This window comes from Cellulomonas sp. P4_H12 (assembly GCF_056400905.1).
In genome coordinates this window covers 34,335-49,224 of the sequence record NZ_JBFUKJ010000016.1, presented here as the reverse complement: position 1 = coordinate 49,224, position 14,890 = coordinate 34,335, and the positions used below count along the sequence as shown (strand labels likewise).

19 protein-coding genes are annotated in these 14,890 nt (G+C 73.2%); 12 read left to right on the top strand and 7 right to left on the bottom strand.

Annotated elements, in window-relative coordinates:
* Positions 1-107 precede the first annotated feature (107 nt).
* Both AC1DQC_RS10700 and AC1DQC_RS10695 read left to right on the top strand, forming a co-directional pair.
* Positions 108-2,198: a winged helix-turn-helix domain-containing protein gene (locus AC1DQC_RS10700; protein WP_477051223.1), complete on the top strand. Its 2,091-nt coding sequence runs from the start codon at positions 108-110 to the stop codon at positions 2,196-2,198.
* A gap of 31 nt (positions 2,199-2,229) precedes the next feature.
* A complete protein-coding gene (locus AC1DQC_RS10695) occupies positions 2,230-2,895 on the top strand; it encodes a hypothetical protein (protein ID WP_477051222.1) in 666 nt (221 codons plus the stop codon).
* A 14-nt stretch (positions 2,896-2,909) separates the two neighbouring features.
* Here the strand turns inward: AC1DQC_RS10695 and AC1DQC_RS10690 are convergent, their stop codons facing one another.
* The 6 genes from AC1DQC_RS10690 to AC1DQC_RS10665 all read right to left on the bottom strand — a co-directional run bounded on the left by AC1DQC_RS10690 (position 2,910) and on the right by AC1DQC_RS10665 (position 6,876).
* Positions 2,910-3,587, bottom strand: a complete 678-nt coding sequence (locus AC1DQC_RS10690) for a TOPRIM nucleotidyl transferase/hydrolase domain-containing protein (protein WP_477051221.1) — start codon at positions 3,585-3,587, stop codon at positions 2,910-2,912.
* Positions 3,584-4,165: a dihydrofolate reductase family protein gene (locus AC1DQC_RS10685; RefSeq protein ID WP_477051220.1), complete on the bottom strand. Its 582-nt coding sequence runs from the start codon at positions 4,163-4,165 to the stop codon at positions 3,584-3,586. The genes AC1DQC_RS10690 and AC1DQC_RS10685 overlap by 4 nt, the downstream gene beginning before the upstream one ends.
* A gap of 74 nt (positions 4,166-4,239) precedes the next feature.
* Entirely contained in the window at positions 4,240-5,460 is a 1,221-nt protein-coding gene (locus AC1DQC_RS10680) for an RNA polymerase sigma factor (RefSeq protein WP_477051219.1), read from the bottom strand.
* Positions 5,457-5,789 carry a YciI family protein gene (locus tag AC1DQC_RS10675; RefSeq protein ID WP_477051218.1) on the bottom strand — a complete coding sequence of 111 codons (333 nt, stop codon included), beginning with the start codon at positions 5,787-5,789 and terminating at the stop codon, positions 5,457-5,459. Before AC1DQC_RS10675 ends, AC1DQC_RS10680 begins: the two co-directional genes overlap by 4 nt.
* 117 nt (positions 5,790-5,906) lie before the next feature.
* Entirely contained in the window at positions 5,907-6,074 is a 168-nt protein-coding gene (locus tag AC1DQC_RS10670; RefSeq protein WP_477051217.1) for a hypothetical protein, read from the bottom strand.
* 139 nt (positions 6,075-6,213) lie between these two features.
* On the bottom strand, positions 6,214-6,876 hold the full coding sequence (locus tag AC1DQC_RS10665; RefSeq protein ID WP_477051216.1) for a Type 1 glutamine amidotransferase-like domain-containing protein: 663 nt from the start codon (positions 6,874-6,876) through the stop codon (positions 6,214-6,216).
* A 159-nt stretch (positions 6,877-7,035) separates the two neighbouring features.
* Between AC1DQC_RS10665 and AC1DQC_RS10660 the strand changes: the two genes are divergently transcribed.
* The 7 genes from AC1DQC_RS10660 to AC1DQC_RS10630 all read left to right on the top strand — a co-directional run bounded on the left by AC1DQC_RS10660 (position 7,036) and on the right by AC1DQC_RS10630 (position 10,985).
* Positions 7,036-7,443, top strand: a complete 408-nt coding sequence (locus AC1DQC_RS10660) for a (R)-mandelonitrile lyase (RefSeq protein ID WP_477051215.1) — start codon at positions 7,036-7,038, stop codon at positions 7,441-7,443.
* On the top strand, positions 7,440-7,817 hold the full coding sequence (locus AC1DQC_RS10655; protein ID WP_477051214.1) for a DUF2255 family protein: 378 nt from the start codon (positions 7,440-7,442) through the stop codon (positions 7,815-7,817). Before AC1DQC_RS10660 ends, AC1DQC_RS10655 begins: the two co-directional genes overlap by 4 nt.
* Positions 7,818-7,857: 40 nt before the next feature.
* Positions 7,858-8,304 carry a DUF1579 family protein gene (locus AC1DQC_RS10650; RefSeq protein WP_477051213.1) on the top strand — a complete coding sequence of 149 codons (447 nt, stop codon included), beginning with the start codon at positions 7,858-7,860 and terminating at the stop codon, positions 8,302-8,304.
* Positions 8,305-8,431: 127 nt separating this feature from the next.
* On the top strand, positions 8,432-9,580 hold the full coding sequence (locus tag AC1DQC_RS10645) for a glutathione-independent formaldehyde dehydrogenase (protein WP_477051212.1): 1,149 nt from the start codon (positions 8,432-8,434) through the stop codon (positions 9,578-9,580).
* Positions 9,581-9,607: 27 nt separating this feature from the next.
* Positions 9,608-10,357, top strand: coding sequence for an SDR family NAD(P)-dependent oxidoreductase (locus tag AC1DQC_RS10640; RefSeq protein ID WP_477051211.1), 750 nt, complete (start codon positions 9,608-9,610; stop codon positions 10,355-10,357).
* A gap of 55 nt (positions 10,358-10,412) precedes the next feature.
* A complete protein-coding gene (locus AC1DQC_RS10635) occupies positions 10,413-10,760 on the top strand; it encodes a dienelactone hydrolase family protein (RefSeq protein ID WP_477051210.1) in 348 nt (115 codons plus the stop codon).
* A gap of 15 nt (positions 10,761-10,775) precedes the next feature.
* Complete coding sequence (locus AC1DQC_RS10630) at positions 10,776-10,985, top strand: hypothetical protein (RefSeq protein WP_477051209.1); 210 nt, start codon at positions 10,776-10,778, stop codon at positions 10,983-10,985.
* On the opposite strand, the gene AC1DQC_RS10625 is transcribed toward AC1DQC_RS10630, so the two are convergent.
* Positions 10,963-11,619: a TetR/AcrR family transcriptional regulator gene (locus AC1DQC_RS10625; protein ID WP_477051208.1), complete on the bottom strand. Its 657-nt coding sequence runs from the start codon at positions 11,617-11,619 to the stop codon at positions 10,963-10,965. The genes AC1DQC_RS10630 and AC1DQC_RS10625 overlap by 23 nt on opposite strands.
* Before the next feature lie 129 nt (positions 11,620-11,748).
* Here AC1DQC_RS10625 and AC1DQC_RS10620 point away from each other — a divergent pair, with 129 nt between their 5' ends.
* From AC1DQC_RS10620 to AC1DQC_RS10610, 3 genes are all read left to right on the top strand, one after another.
* A complete protein-coding gene (locus tag AC1DQC_RS10620) occupies positions 11,749-13,269 on the top strand; it encodes an MFS transporter (RefSeq protein WP_477051207.1) in 1,521 nt (506 codons plus the stop codon).
* Between the two features lie 155 nt (positions 13,270-13,424).
* The gene (locus AC1DQC_RS10615; RefSeq protein ID WP_477051206.1) at positions 13,425-14,402 is read left to right on the top strand and encodes a glycoside hydrolase family protein; all 978 of its coding nucleotides are present in this window, start codon (positions 13,425-13,427) and stop codon (positions 14,400-14,402) included.
* A 13-nt stretch (positions 14,403-14,415) separates the two neighbouring features.
* Positions 14,416-14,889 (top strand): GNAT family N-acetyltransferase, encoded by a 474-nt coding sequence (locus AC1DQC_RS10610; protein ID WP_477051205.1) that lies wholly within the window; start codon positions 14,416-14,418, stop codon positions 14,887-14,889.
* The last annotated feature ends 1 nt before the right edge of the window (position 14,890 follow it).

The following is a 14,890-nucleotide window of genomic DNA, read 5'->3' as shown; positions in this document are numbered from 1 at the left end:
GGGAAAACACCGTTTGGTCCCATTCATCCGCACCTGGTCACGGCCCGTCGAGAAGCGGCGAGCATCACCCGATCGGTGCCCGTCGTCTGCGCGCTCGGACCAGCCTGGTGGCTCGGACCACGGTGCTGGACGCCATCGACGTCTCGCCCGCGCGGGTGGTGGCCCTGATCGCGGGTCCGGGGTACGGCAAGACGGCCGTGCTMTCGCAGTGGTCGGACCGATGGCCCGGCGCAGCTGCCTGGCACTCCTGCTCGGAGGCCGACAACGACCCGGTGGGCCTGCTCACTGCGCTCGGCCGGGAGATGGGCGCGGACCGCGGTGTCGTCACCGTCGCCGGTCTGGTCGAAGCGGCCGGCGGCGTCGCACCGCGCACCCTCCTGCTCGACGGCATCGACACGATCACCAGCGCGGGCAGCCTCAACGTGCTCACCGACGTCATCGACCGGCTCCCCGAGTCGTGGCGGGTCGTGATGACCTCGCGCGCCCGGCCGCGGCTGCCGCTGCCACGGCTCCGGGCGGCCGGCGACCTGCTGGAGATCGGCGTGGAGGAGCTGTCCCTCGATCCTGACGAGACCGCCGCGGTGCTGGCGCGCGCCGGCGTCTCCCTGGCACCGCCGGCGTTGACCGACCTGCTCGCCCGGACCGAGGGCTGGCCGGTCGCCGTGTCGCTCGCGGCGATGGCCCTGCACGCGGACGGGCCTCCGACGACGCCCTTCACGGGCGATGACCGGTTCATGCGCGAGTACCTACGCACCGAGCTGCTCACCGGCCTCGGCGCGCGCGACACCGCGCTGCTGGTGCGGTGCGCGATCCTCGACGAGCTCTCGGGCCCGGTGTGCGACGCGGTCCTGCATGTCCACTCGTCGGGAGCGGCGCTCGAGCACCTCGCGGCGCACGGCGTCATCCAACCCGTCGACCGGGGCGGCGAGCGCTACCGCTGCCACCCGCTGCTGCACGACCTCCTGCGCGCGGAGCTGCACCGCAAGGAGCCGTCGCTGGTGCCGCAGCTGCACCGCCGGGCGGCGCGCTGGTACGACGACGCGCGCCTCCCGGACCAGGCCATCGACCATGCGCACCTCGCGGGAGACCTCGTCCACCTGGGCCGACTGGTGCTCGAGTGGGCCCAGCCGACCTGGACCGCGGGACGGATCGACACGGTGCAGCGGTGGATGTCGTGGCTCGAGGAGGCGCACGACATCGAGACCTTCCCGGCGGTCGCGGCGCACGCGGCACTCATCTTTGCGCTGCTGGGCGAGTCGGCGCACGCGCAGCGGTGGTCGGACATGGCGCGCACCGTCCCGGGCTCGGGAGCGCTCGCGGACGGCAGCACGGTCGAGGGAACCGTCGCCTACCTCCGGGCCATCGAGGCYAGGGACGGCACGGAGCAGATGCGGGTCGACGCGCGGACCGCCCGCGAGGGTCTCTCGCCGGCCAGCCCGTTCCGCGCGGCGATGCTCCACACCGAGGGCCTCGCCGAGCTGCTCGACGGCGCCCTCGACCGCGCCGACGACCTGTTCGTCGAGGCGATCGAGTCCGCCCAGCTCGCCCGCGCGGAGCCCGTGGTCGCCATGGACCTCTGCGAGCGCGCGTCGGTCGCCGCCGAGCGCGGCGACTGGACGTCTGCGGTGGACGCCGTCCGTCGCGCCTCGACGATCGTCACCGACGGCGGCTTCGGCGCGTACTGGACCAGCGCTATCGTGCACGCCTGGGCGGCCCGCGTCGCCATGCACCTCGGGCTGCGCGCGGACGCGGTCGACCACACCCGCAGGGCGCTCGCTCTGCGCCCCCTGCTCACCTATGCGCTCCCCGTGGTGTCGACCCAGGCCCTGCTCACCACCGCGCACGCGTGCCTGGGGCTCGGCGACGTGCACGCCGCATCGCAGACCGTGCGGCAGGCGCAGGAGATCCTGCGGCGCCGACCGGGTCTCGGGCACCTGCCCGAGCGCGCCGAGGCGCTCGCCGCGAGGGTGCACGAGGCGTCGGCCGAGGGGCTGCCCGGGTCGCTCACCCCGGCCGAGGTGCGGCTCATGCCGCTCCTCGCGACCCACCTGACCTTCCCCCTCATCGCCGAGCGGCTGGGCCTCTCCCGCAACACCGTGAAGACGCAGGCGATCTCGACCTACCGCAAGCTCGGCGTCTCCTCTCGCAGCGAGGCGGTCGCCCGCTGGGAGCTGCTCGACGGCACCGGTCGCTCCTGAGGTAAGGGCTCACCACCACGGGAGGTCGGGCGTGACCGAGGCGGACGCGGCTGGGCTGTACGCGCCACTGAGCGCTCGCCTGGCGCCCCTGAGCGCGGTGGCCGTCGCCGTGCTCGCCCAGGTGCTCATGCGCGACCGCATCGTGCTGGGCCCGCTCCTGCTGGTGCCGGTGATCGAGGTGGTGCTCGTCGTCGCGATCATCGTGGTCGACGGCGTACTGCGCTCGCACCGACGCCGCGTCGACGTCCTGCGGTACGCGCTCGCGCTCGTGCTCGCGATCTCGGGGACCACGTCGGCGGCACTGCTCATCTCGGACGTGCTCACGGTCCGGCCGGTCACCGTGCAGCAGCTGCTGGCCGAAGGGCTGCAGATCCTCGTCGTGGTGACGGTCGGGTTCGCGCTGCTCTTCTGGCAGCTCGACCGGGGCGGCCCGAACGGCCGCGTGCAGCAGAAGGTCGAGCTGACGTCGTTCTGGTTCACGCAGGACGCCATCCGGGAGTACTCGGACCAGTTCGACAGCTGGCAGCCGCGCTTCCTCGACTACCTGTACCTCGCGATCACCAACCTCGTCGCGTTCTCACCGACCGACACCATGCCGCTGACCCGGACCGCGAAGATGCTGATGGTGTGGGAGTCGGTCGTCTCGCTCGCCACGTCCGCGGTCGTCCTCGCGCGTGCGGTGAACATCCTGAACTGACCGCGTGCGTCTCCTCAGAGGCTGCCGAGCAGGGCGCCCAGCGGACGGGGCAGTGCCCCCGCGGCCTCCACGAGCACGCGGGCGTAGCGCAGCTTGCGCCGCGCACCGCTGGCCAGGAAGCGGTGCAGCTGGGCCTCGGGCGTGGCGCCGCGCCAGGCGGGCTGGGCCTGCAGCGACCGGAACGATCCCAGGTCGCCCTGCGCGTCGAGGACGGACAGGACCCGCTCGACACCGACGGCGCGGACCAGCTCGTCCTCGAGGTCCTCGACGCACGCGAAGAAGCCGTGCTCCTCGAGGCCGGTGACGGGGACCGACGGGACCACCGCGGCGTCGACCAGGGCGCGCCGGACGACCTCCTGCTCGCGGACGTCGCAGAGCCCTGCCAGCCGCACGTCCGGGTTCAGCCCGCGGATCGTCGCGAGGACGCGCGCGACGGCGTGGGCTCCACCCATCGGGACGACGACGACCCGGTGCGCGTCGAGGCTCAGGCCCAGCCCCGCCGCGGCGGTCTCGAGGGCGATCTGGTCGCTGACGCCCTCCACCAGCACGACCGTCGAGGCGCCGGGCACCATTCCCAGCGCCCGGGCAGTGGCTCGCAACGGGGCCGCCGGACCGCTCGGGTATCCCTCGAGCGCGCGGCGGGTGAGCGCCGACCGTCTGTCGCCGTTCGCGTGGCCGCCGAGATCCGTCAACGGCGCACCCGGAAGCGCAGGTGAAGCACCCGGTTGCCCTGGATCACGACGTCGGGGTCGTCCAGCAGGTGCTGGGCCTGCACCGAGCCGAAGTAGCGCTTGCCGGAGCCGAGCACGACGGGGGCGAGGTCCATGCGCACCTCGTCGACCAGGCCCGCGGCAAGCACCTGGCCACCGACGTCGCCGGCGGCGACCTCGACGACGCGGTCACCCGCGAGCTCCTGGGCCCTGGCCATGGCTGCCTCGACGCCGTCGACGAAGTGGAACGGCGCCTCGGGGTCCCATCCCTCGGGCTGCGGCCGGTGCGTCACGACGACCACGTGGTCGATCCCGCTCGGAGGCTCCCCGTCCCAGCCGTCCGTCAGGTCGAAGACGTGGCGGCCGACGACCGTCACCCCGATCTGGTCCCAGTACGGCCGGACGTAGTCGTACGACGCCTGCGACACCGTCAACGCGCCGCTCTCGTCCAGCGGGACGTCACCGTCCGACAACCAGTCGAACAGCGGTCCGGGCTGGTCGTCCTCGTCCGCGACGAAGCCGTCCACCGACACCGAGCCGTACATGACCACCGTGCCCACGAGACTCTCCTCTGCGCTGGGGTGCCGACAAAACTAGCGCCGGCCGGTCGACGTCGCTCAGCGCGGACGGACCCTCACGGCCCGGGCAGCTCGTCGCGGCGCCGCGCGAGGAACGCCGTCTCGGCGGCGTTGCCGGCGACCGCGACGGCCTCGTCGTACGCCGCTCGCGCGTCCGCGTCCCGACCGAGGCGGCGCAGCAGATGGGCACGCGTGGCGTGGAACGCGCGGTAGCCGGTCAGCGGCAGTCCCTCGACCTCCCGCAGCGCGACCTGCGGACCATCCACCTCGGCGACCGCGATGGCCCGGTTGAGCCGCACGACCGGCGAGGGGTCGATGCGGACCAGCTGGTCGTAGAGCGCCACGACCTGCGACCAGTCGGTGGCGCCGACGTCCGGCGCGTCCGTGTGGACCGCGTTGATCGCGGCGAGGAGCTGGTACCGGCCGGGCGCCTGGCCGGACGCGAGCCGCGCACGCACGAGGGCGTGGCCCTCGGCGACCAGCTCGCGATCCCACGCGGCCCGGTCCTGGTCCTCGAGGGCGACCAGCTCACCGTCCGCCGACACCCGGGCGGCCCGGCGGGCGTCCGTGAGCAGCATCAGAGCCAGGAGGCCCGCGACCTCGCCGTCCCCAGGCATCAGGTCGCGGACGAGCCGGGTGAGGCGGATCGCCTCGGCGGTGAGGTCGGCACGGACCGCCTCCTTGTCGGGCTCCGACGCCAGGTAGCCCTCGTTGAAGACGAGGAAGAGCACGGTGAGCACCCCGGTGACCCGCGCCGGCAGGTCCTCCCGGAACGGCACGCCGTACGGGATCCTCGCGGCCGCGATCTTGGCCTTCGCGCGGGTGATCCGACGGCTCATGGCCGACTCCTGGACCAGGAACGCGTGGGCGATCTCGGCAACCGTGAGCCCGCCGACCAACCGCAGGGTCAACGCCACCCTGGCCTCCATGGCCAGCGCGGGGTGGCAGCAGGTGAACAGGAGCCGGAGTCGGTCGTCGTCGATGGCGCCGAGCGGCTCAGGGGTGTCGACGAGCATCATCGCCTCCCTGTGCTTCGACCCCCGCCTGGCCTCGCGGCGGAGCCGGTCGATGGCCCGGCGGTGCGCGGTGGTGGTCAGCCAGCCCCCGGGGTTGGGCGGCACCCCGTCGACGGGCCACCGCTCGACGGCGGTCGCGAAGGCGTCGGCAGCCATCTCCTCGGCGAGGTCGAGGTCGCCGAAGCGGCGGGCCACCGCCGCGACCACCCGGGCCCACTCCTCACGGTGGGCCCGCGCGAGGGCTGCGTCGACGTCGGTCACTCACTCAGGACGGGCCGCAGCTCGACCCGTCGGTCGCAGTGCTTCGAGCCCTGCGCCGCGAGCCGCAGCGCCGCGTCCAGGTGCGGTGCCTCGATGATCCAGAAACCGGCCACGTACTCCTTCGACTCAAGGTAGGGACCGTCGGTGAACACCGGCTCGCCGTCGCGACCGTCGACGACGGTCGCCGTGGCGGGAGCTCCGAGCCCACCGGCGAACACCCAGTTCCCGTCGGCCACCAGCTGCGCGTTGAAGACGTCGATCGCGGCCATCTCGTCCGGAGTGGCGGACCCGGACGTGTCGTCGAGCACGGACAGGAGGTACTGCGCCATGGGGATCTCCAGTCGTCGCGGTGCAGCCCGTCGGGCTGACCTCTCACCCGTACCACGGATGCGGGCGCCTCGATCCGACAGGTGCGACCGGCTCGTCGTCAAGCACCCGGCGGCGGCTCAGTGGGAGCGGTGCTCGCGGCGGAAGTCGTCGGCGATCTGCTGCGCCTGCGCGCTGATGAGCCGGACGTAGTCGGCCCGGAGCAGCTCGACCCGGGCCGGGGTCGCTCCGCTGGAGTCCGCGAGCTCCCACCGACGCCGCGCGTCCGCGATGTCCGCGCCGGTCACTTCCACTCGTAGCCCCATGGGTCGAGCCTCTCCCGGGACGGGCGACCCGACCACCCCGGGGCGCCAGGATCACCCAGCGGTTCCCTCGTCCGAGTGACGCGATCTCCACGCCCCGAGGCTCGACCGCGGACCTGAGCGGCTACAGCCCGAAGGTCGTCCAGCGTCCTTCGGAGATGACCTCGACGGTGCCGTCGACCACCGCGATGGCCGTCTGCTCGTCGATGGCGTAGGCAGGAGCTCCGAGGTCGGCGGCCCAGCGCTCCGCGTCGGCCAGGGTGTTCTCGGTGAAGGCGTCCAGGTGCGGGAAGATCGAGAAGTCGACCACGCCGAGGGTCGTGTCGTCGGCCGCGCCGGACCACTCGACGAAGTACGCCCCGATCCGCGGCGTCATCACCATGCTCCCGGCGCTCACGCCCACCCAGACCGTGTCGGCCAGCGAGGGCAGCAGGTCCGCCAGCCCCGACTCGCGCACCCAGTGGGCCAGGTACGTCGCGTCGCCGCCGTCGACGAGGAGCACGTCGGCGTCCCGCACCCACGGCACCCATCGCTCGGCGCCGATGCTGGGCAGCGCGGTGAGCTCGAGGACACCGAGCGACGCCCAGCCGAGGCCGGTCATGTCCTGCCAGCCGGGCCGGGCCGCGACGAAGCCCTGGACCGACGTCGGGCCGCACATCGGGTGACCCCACTGGGCCGTCGGCACGCACAGGGCGTGGCACTCGCTGATCGGCTTGCACAGGAGCTGCACGAGCGCTGACCGGATGCTGGGGTTGGTGACGCCGCCGGACGTGAGCAAGAGCTTCATCGGGTCTCCGGGCTCAGAAGGGTGGAACGGCCTTCATCTTCCCCCGCGCAGCGCGGTGAGGGGTACTGGCAGTACACGGACGGGCGGAGACTCCCTCGACACGCTCGAGTGGCGTTGGCTAGGGACGTCTGGGAGTTCGCGACGGAAGGAGAGAACGACATGGAGATCACGCCGCTGCCGGCCACGCAGAAGGGACCGGCGGAGTGGTTCACGGGCGACGTCTGGTTCGACGTCCTCGCTGCACCGCCCCAACCGGCCGGGTTGCGCGTCAATGCCGTCCGGTTCGCGCCGGGGGCCCACACGTTCTGGCACCGGCACGTGAAGGGACAGACCCTGCACGTGACGGAGGGGGTTGCCCGTGTCGGCACGCGGGACGGGCGCGTGGTCGAGCTGGTCGCCGGCGAGACGGTCTGGACCCCGCCGGGCGAGTGGCACTGGCACGGGGCCGGCCCCGAGCGGTTCATGACGCACCTGGCGATGTGGGAGATCGGGGACGGGACCGCCGGCCCGGACACGGAGTGGGCCGAGGAAGTCACCGACGTGCAGTACGGAGGCCAGGGCGCATGAGCGGGTGGCGAGCTGACGAGATCGGCCAGGTCCAGCGGGTCGACGAGCTCCGGGTCGCGTCCCGCCGGCCCGACGGGAGCCTGCGGCCGTTCGTGACGATCTGGTTCGTCACCCACGGCGACGACCTGTACATCCGCTCGGCGCACGGCCCGCAGAACGGGTGGTTCCGGCGCGCGCGGGAGTCGGGTACGGGACGCGTCCGCGTGGGATCGCTGGAGAAGGACGTCGTGTTCGAGCGGGCCGACGACGCACCGCACGAGGCCCTCGATGCCGCTCTGCACGCCAAGTACGACCGCTACGGGCCCGGCCCGGTCGGCGCCATCGTCGGACCCGATGTCGTCGGTGTCACGCTGCGCGTGGTGCCGGCCGCCTGACCACCGCCGACGGGACGGGGGCGCTCGCTACAGTCACGGCATGAGCGTCGTCGACTACCTCGCACCGTTGCTGGGCGACTGGCGCGGCACCAACCGCCTGCGGCTGATGCCCACCGACGAGTACCAGCCCTCGAGCGCGACCGCGACCGTGGCCGTCACCGCCGCTCGGTTCGTCACCATCGCCTACAGGTGGTCGGACGGGGACGCACCGCAGGACGGTCTCCTGCTGGTGGGCGGCTCCGCCGACGCGGCCGAGGCGGTCTGGGTGGACTCGTGGCACACGGGATCGTCGTGGATGAGCTTCTCGGGCGACGTCGGCGAGGACGGGGAGCTGCGGCTGCTCGGGTCCTACGCCGCACCGACCGGACCGGACTGGGGCTGGCACATCCACCTGCGCCCGCAGGACGCCGTCCTCACGATGCACAACGTCGTGCCCGGGTCGGACCCGTACCAGGTGGTCGAGCTCGCACTGGAGCGGACGGACTGACTCCCCGAGCCGCGGAGATGCGCCGCTCGGCGGCCGGTCGCACGATGGACGGCGACGCGGTGAAGCAGTCGCCGTCTCTCGCGCCGGCCGCACCGGTCGGCGCGTCGACGGAGAAGAGGCACCCCACGTGCGCGCAGTCGTCTACAACGGGCCCCACGACGTGACGGTGACGGACGTCCCGGACGCGCGGATCGAGGAACCGACCGACGTCCTCGTCCGGATCACCACGACCAACATCTGCGGCTCGGACCTGCACATGTACGAGGGCCGCACCAGCGTCGAGACCGGCACGGTCTTCGGGCACGAGAACATGGGCGTCGTCGAGGAGGTCGGACCTGCGGTGACCCGGATCCGGGTAGGCGACCGGGTCAGCGTCCCGTTCAACATCGCCTGCGGCACGTGCCGCAACTGCACGCACGGGTGGACGTCGTTCTGCCTGCGCACCAACCCGACCGAGGGTGTCGACGGCGCCGCCTACGGCTACGCGAACATGGGGCCGTACCGCGGGGGGCAGGCCGAGGCGCTGCGCGTGCCGTTCGGTGACGTCAACCTCCTGACGCTGCCCGAGGGCACGGACCACGAGAACGACTTCACCATGCTCAGCGACATCTTCCCGACCGGCTGGCACGGCACCGAGCTGGCCCGGATGGAGCCGGGCGACGACGTCGCCGTCTTCGGCGCCGGACCGGTCGGCCTCATGGCGGCGCACAGCGCGCTGATCCGCGGGGCGGCGCGGGTATTCGTCGTCGACAAGGAGCACGACCGGCTGGCCCTCGCGGACAAGATCGGCGCGATCCCCGTCGACTTCTCCGCGGGCGACCCTGTGGAGCAGATCATGGATGCGACGCAGGGCCGCGGGACGGACTGCGGCGTCGAGGCCGTGGGCTACCAGGCGCACGACCCGGCCGGCGACGAGCACCCCGAGCTCGTCCTTGACAACCTGGTCCAGGTGGTCCGGTCCACCGGCGGCATCGGCGTGGTCGGCGTCTACGTCCCCGAGGATCCCGGCGCGGCGACCGACCAGGCGAAGCAGGGACGCATCCCGTTCGAGTACGGGACGTTCTTCAGCAAGGGCCAGCACATGGGCACCGGGCAGGCGCCGGTGATGCGCTACAACCGCCAGCTGCGCGACCTCATCGTCGCCGGGCGCGCGCACCCGTCGTTCCTCGTCTCCCACGAGCTCGGGCTCGACGAGGCCACCGACGCGTACGCGCACTTCGACGCCCGGGACGACGGCTGGACCAAGGTGCTGCTGCACCCCGAGAGCTCTCGCTGAGAGCCGCGCCCGCGGCAGGAGGGAAGCATGACGCGCGCCACGGTGGTCACGGGCGGCGGCCGCGGCATCGGCCGGGCGGTCGTGGAGCGCCTGCTCGCCGACGGTGAGGCGGTCGTCGTCGTCGAGCTCGACGACGAGGCCGTGGCGTGGCTCCCCGAGGGGCGCGCCGCGGCCGTCGTCGGCAGCGCTGCCCGGACGGACGTCGCCCAGGCAGCGGCCGACGCGGCCGACCGGCTCGGCACGCTGACCGGGTGGGTCAACAACGCGGCGGTCTTCCGGGACCCGGACCCGTCGGACTGTCCCGACGAGCTCCTCGCGCTCGTCGTCGAGAACCTCGCCCCGGCCGTCGTCGGGACCGCGGTCGCCGCGCGTCGGTTCCGGGGCGCCGGCTCCGTCGTCAACGTCTCGTCGCACCAGGCGCAACGACCCGTGCGCGGCTCGCTCCCCTACGCGACCGCGAAGGCCGCGATCGAGGGCCTGACCCGCGCGGCTGCCGTGGAGCACGGCGCGCGGAAGATCCGGGTGAACGCCGTGGCCCTCGGCTCGATCGTCACGGCGCGCTACGAGGCCCTCCTCGCGGCACAGGATCCCGCGCGAGGTCGGTCCGTCGAGGACGAGATGCGCCGGCTCCACCCGCTCGGCCGGGTCGGACGGGCGGACGAGGTGGCGGCGACGATCGCGTACCTGCTCTCCGACGCCGCCTCCTTCGTCACCGGCGCGGTGCTGCCCGTCGACGGCGGGCGCGCCGTGCTCGGCCTGGACCCCGAGGGGACCTGACGCCGGGCCGTCCGCAGACCGGGCGGCGGCCCGCGCCGCGTGCCAGGCTCGTCGGGTGGCCGAGATCCTGCTGCTGCACCACGTCCTCGGGCTCACGGACGGCGTGCGCTCGTTCGCCGACCGGCTCCGCGCCGGCGGTCATACCGTGCACACGCCGGACCTCTTCGACGGCCGCACCTTCGACGACGTGCGTGCGGGCATGTCCCACGAGGAGGACGACCTCGGCTGGGATGTGATGACGTCGCGCGCCGCGGCGGCGGTCGAGGGTCTGCCGGACGAGCTGGTGTACGTCGGCATCTCGATGGGCGTCGTCTACTCGCACCTGCTGGTGAACCGACGTCCCGGCGCGCGCGGAGCCGTGTTCCTCGAGTCCAGCACGAGCCTGGAGGACTTCGGCGGCTGACCGGCCGGTGTCCCGGTGCAGGTGCACGGGCACGCGGACGACGAGTTCTTCGGCGACGAGGGCGTGGCCGCTGCCCGCGCACTGGTCGCCGCCGCCGGCAGCGGTGAGGTGTTCGTCTATCCGGGCGACACGCACCTGTTCGTCGACGACTCGCTGGCGACCTACGACGCCGAGCAGACCGCCACGGTCGTCGACCGGATCCTCACGTTCCTGGCGACCGCGTAGGGATCCGCCCCGAGCCCTGGTCGTCCGCGGGGTCGAGGAGGGCCCGCATCAGGTCGCGGATCGGTCCGACCAGCTGCGCGGGAGCCATCGACGCGAGCGGCTCGAGCGTGGTCGACGAGCGCAGCACCGCGATGCCGAGGGCCGCGCAGAGCGCGAGCTGGGCGCGGACGAGGACCTCCGCCGGTGGCTCGATCGGCCCGTGGACGGCCTCCGCCAGACGCCGCGCGTACGAGTCCATCGTGTCCCGACGGATCGCCTCGGCGCGCTCGTCGCCCGAGCTCCGCAGCAGCAGGACCAGCTGGTTCGGGTGCTCGCCGGCGTCGGGTCGGGTCAGCTGGTAGGCGATGGCGCCGGCCACCTCCTCGACGGTGGACGCGGGTCCGACGGAGCTGCCGAGCTCGGCCGAGACGTCACGCAGGCAGGCCTCGAACAGCCCCTCCTTGGACTCGAAGTAGCGGCTGATGAGCGCCGCGTTGACCCCCGCGTCGTCGGCGATCTCGCGCACGGTGGTGGCCGCATAGCCCTGGGCCGCGAAGCGGCGGCGGGCCGCGGTGAGCAGGAGCTGCCGGGTCGTGTTGGCGTCCCGGCGCCTCGAGGTGGGCTCGGACGCCGGCGCGGCCGCGGTGACGCGCATGGGACCTCCTTCGGTCGGGTGCAGCGTAGCGAGCGTGGGGCGACCAAGTAAACGCTTGTTGACTTCGGTTGCGCGGGGCATCGATACTTGGCCTCAACAAGCGTTGACCTCTACTCCCCCGAGGACCCCGTGTCACACTCTCCCGCCCTCCCCGACGTCGCCGAACCCACCGAGCTCCGCACCGGCAGCCGGTTCCTCGTCCTGTACCTGTCGCTGGGTGGCCTCGCGTTCGCCGTCCTGCAGTCCCTCGTCGCGCCGGCGCTGCCGGTCCTCGCGGAGGACCTCGCCGTCTCGACGGCCGACGCCAGCTGGATCCTCACGGCCTACCTGCTGGCCGCGTCGGTCCTCACGCCGATCCTGGGCCGCCTCGGCGACATGGTCGGCAAGCGCCGCGTGCTGATCGGCGTCCTCGCCACCCTCGCCGTCGGCACGCTGGTCGCGGCGCTCGCCCCCAACCTCGGCGTGCTCATCGTCGCCCGCGTCCTGCAGGGCTCCGCCGGCGCGATCCTGCCGCTGTCCATCGGCATGGTGCGCGACGAGCTGCCCCGGGAGAAGGTCAGCGTCACCGTCGGCCTCCTGTCGGCGATCTTCGGCGTCGGCGCGGGCGTCGGCATCGTCGCGGCCGGTCCGATCGTCGACCACCTCTCCTGGCACTGGCTCTTCTGGCTGCCCCTCGTGCTCGTCGTCATCGCCCTGCTCGGGGCCGTCTTCGGCATGAAGGAGTCGCCGGTCCGCACGCCCGGTCGGCTGGACACCCTCGGCGCCGGCATCCTCACGGTCGGTCTCGTGTCCCTGCTGCTCGCCATCAGCAAGGGTCAGTCGTGGGGGTGGCTCGAGACGAAGACCGTGAGCGTGTTCCTGCTCGGCGTGGTCGCCCTCGCGGCGTTCGTCGTCGTGGAGCTGCGCGTCAGCCAGCCGCTCATCGACATCCGCCTCATGACCAACCGCGGCGTCTGGGCCACCGACCTGGTCGCGCTGACGCTCGGCTTCGCCATGTTCGGCACGTTCCTGCTGGTCCCGACCCTGCTCGAGCTGCCGCCGGTCGCCGGCGTCGGCTTCGGCAAGTCGGTGTCCGAGGCCGGGCTGTTCCTCCTGCCGACCGTCCTCATGATGGTCGTGTTCGGCCCGATCGCCGGTCTGCTCGACCGCCGGTTCGGGCCCAAGCTGCCGATGTTCCTCGGCACGTTCCTGGTGGTCTGCGCCTTCGCGCTGCCCGGCCTCGTGCACGACCACCTCTGGCAGGTGCTCGCGTCCGGGCTGCTCACCGGCGCCGGCATCGGCCTGGCCTTCGCGGCCATGTCGAACGCGATCATCGAGAGCGTCCCGGCGGCGCAGACCGGTGAGGCCAGCAGCGTGAACGTCATCTCCCGGACCATCGGCAGCAGCATCGGCACGGCGGTCGTCGCCGCCGTCATCACGTCGCACAGCACGCCGGAKGGGATGCCGACCGACGACGCGTTCACCTACGGGTTCCTCGTGTGCGCTGCGGTCGCCGTCCTCGCGGTGCTCGCCTCGGTCGCGCTGCCGTCGGCCCGTCACCGCCGGGAGCAGGCGCTCGCGGCCGGCGTCGGCGACCTCCCGCCCGAGCCCGTCGAGCTCCACGTGCCCCACCCGCGCCACCACGCGCACGACGCCGACACCCCGGCCTGACCCCGGGCCGAGAGCCGAGTCCCGTCACGGCGGGGCTCGGCTCTCGCGTTCCCGCGAGAGCCCCCAACCCCGGGCTGAGCGATCACCTATCGTGATCCGGCGCGCCGGCCGTCGGCCCGGGCCGGCCCGCGGACCACACACCCGAGGAGGTGGCGATGAGCCGCGCGGTCCCTGCCCCGCTGTTCACCGACCCCGTGCACCACGCGCCGACGGACCCCGTCGTCGTCGAGGCTCCGGACGGCACCTGGCGGCTGCTCTACACGCAGCGCCGGGCGGCCGACCGCTCCGGGGGCGTCGCGTGGGTGCACGGCACCGAGATCGGCATCGCGTCGTCGGACGACGGTGGCCTGAACTGGACGTACGCCGGCGTCGTCGACGGTCTCGACCACCTCCCGGGGACGAACACGCTCTGGGCCCCGGAGGTCGTGCGCGTCGGCGCCGAGTACCACCTGTTCCTCTCGCACGTCCCCGGCACCCCGACCTCGTGGGACGCGACGCGGAGCATCACCCACCACACGTCGCCCGACCTCGTCACGTGGACGTACCGCGGCACGCTGCCGCTGTCCTCCGACCGGGTCATCGACGCCTGCGTCGTCCCGCTGCCGTCGGGCGGGTACCGCCTCTGGTACAAGGACGAGGTGGCCGGCTCCCAGCAGTGGAGCGTCGACTCCCCCGACCTGGTCACGTGGTCCGAGCCGCGACCGGTCATCACCGAGCCGCCCGGCGAGGGGGCCAACGTCTTCCGCCTCGGCGGGTGGTGGTGGCTGCTGGTCGACGAGTGGCGCGGGCTGGGGGTCTACCGCTCGCGCGACCTCGAGTCGTGGGAGCGCGACGGGCTCGTGCTGGACACCCCGGGCACGCGGCCGTGGGACGCGGGCACGGGCCGGCACGCCGACGTGGTCGTCGGCCGCACGGGCTCCGGCGACGAGGTCGCGTGGGTCTTCTACTTCACGCACCGCGTGGAGCCCGGGCCCGACAACGCCGGCACCTCCGAGGAGCTGGACGAGGAGGGCATCCCGCTCGCCCACCGCACCGACGTGCAGGTGGCCGCGGCCGTCGTCGTCGACGGCCACCTGGTGTGCGACCGCGACGCCGACCCCGACCTCGACCTGCGGCGCGCCGCCGACCGCTGACAGGAGCCCACCCGTGACCTTCACCATCTCGATCGACGACCCCCAGGCGCCGGACGTCCTGGAGCTGCTCGGCGAGCACCTCGCCGACATGTTCGCGACCTCACCCGCCGAGTCCGTGCACGCCCTCGACCCGACGGCGCTCGCGGCGCCGGGAATCACGTTCTGGACGGCGCGCGACACCGAGGGCAGGCTCCTCGGCTGCGCGGCCCTCTCGCAGCTGAGCGGCACGGACAGCGAGCTCAAGTCCATGCGCACGACGACCGCGGCGCGCGGGCGCGGCGTCGGCGCCGCGGTGCTCGCCCACGTCCTGGCGTCGGCGGCCGAGCGCGGGCTGCGGACGGTCCACCTCGAGACGGGGACACAGGACTACTTCGCGGCCGCTCGCCGCCTCTACGAGCGGGCGGGCTTCGTCGAGTGCCCGCCGTTCGGCGACTACCAGCTCGACCCGCACAGCGTGTTCTACCGGCTCACGCTGCGCCAGGGCTGAC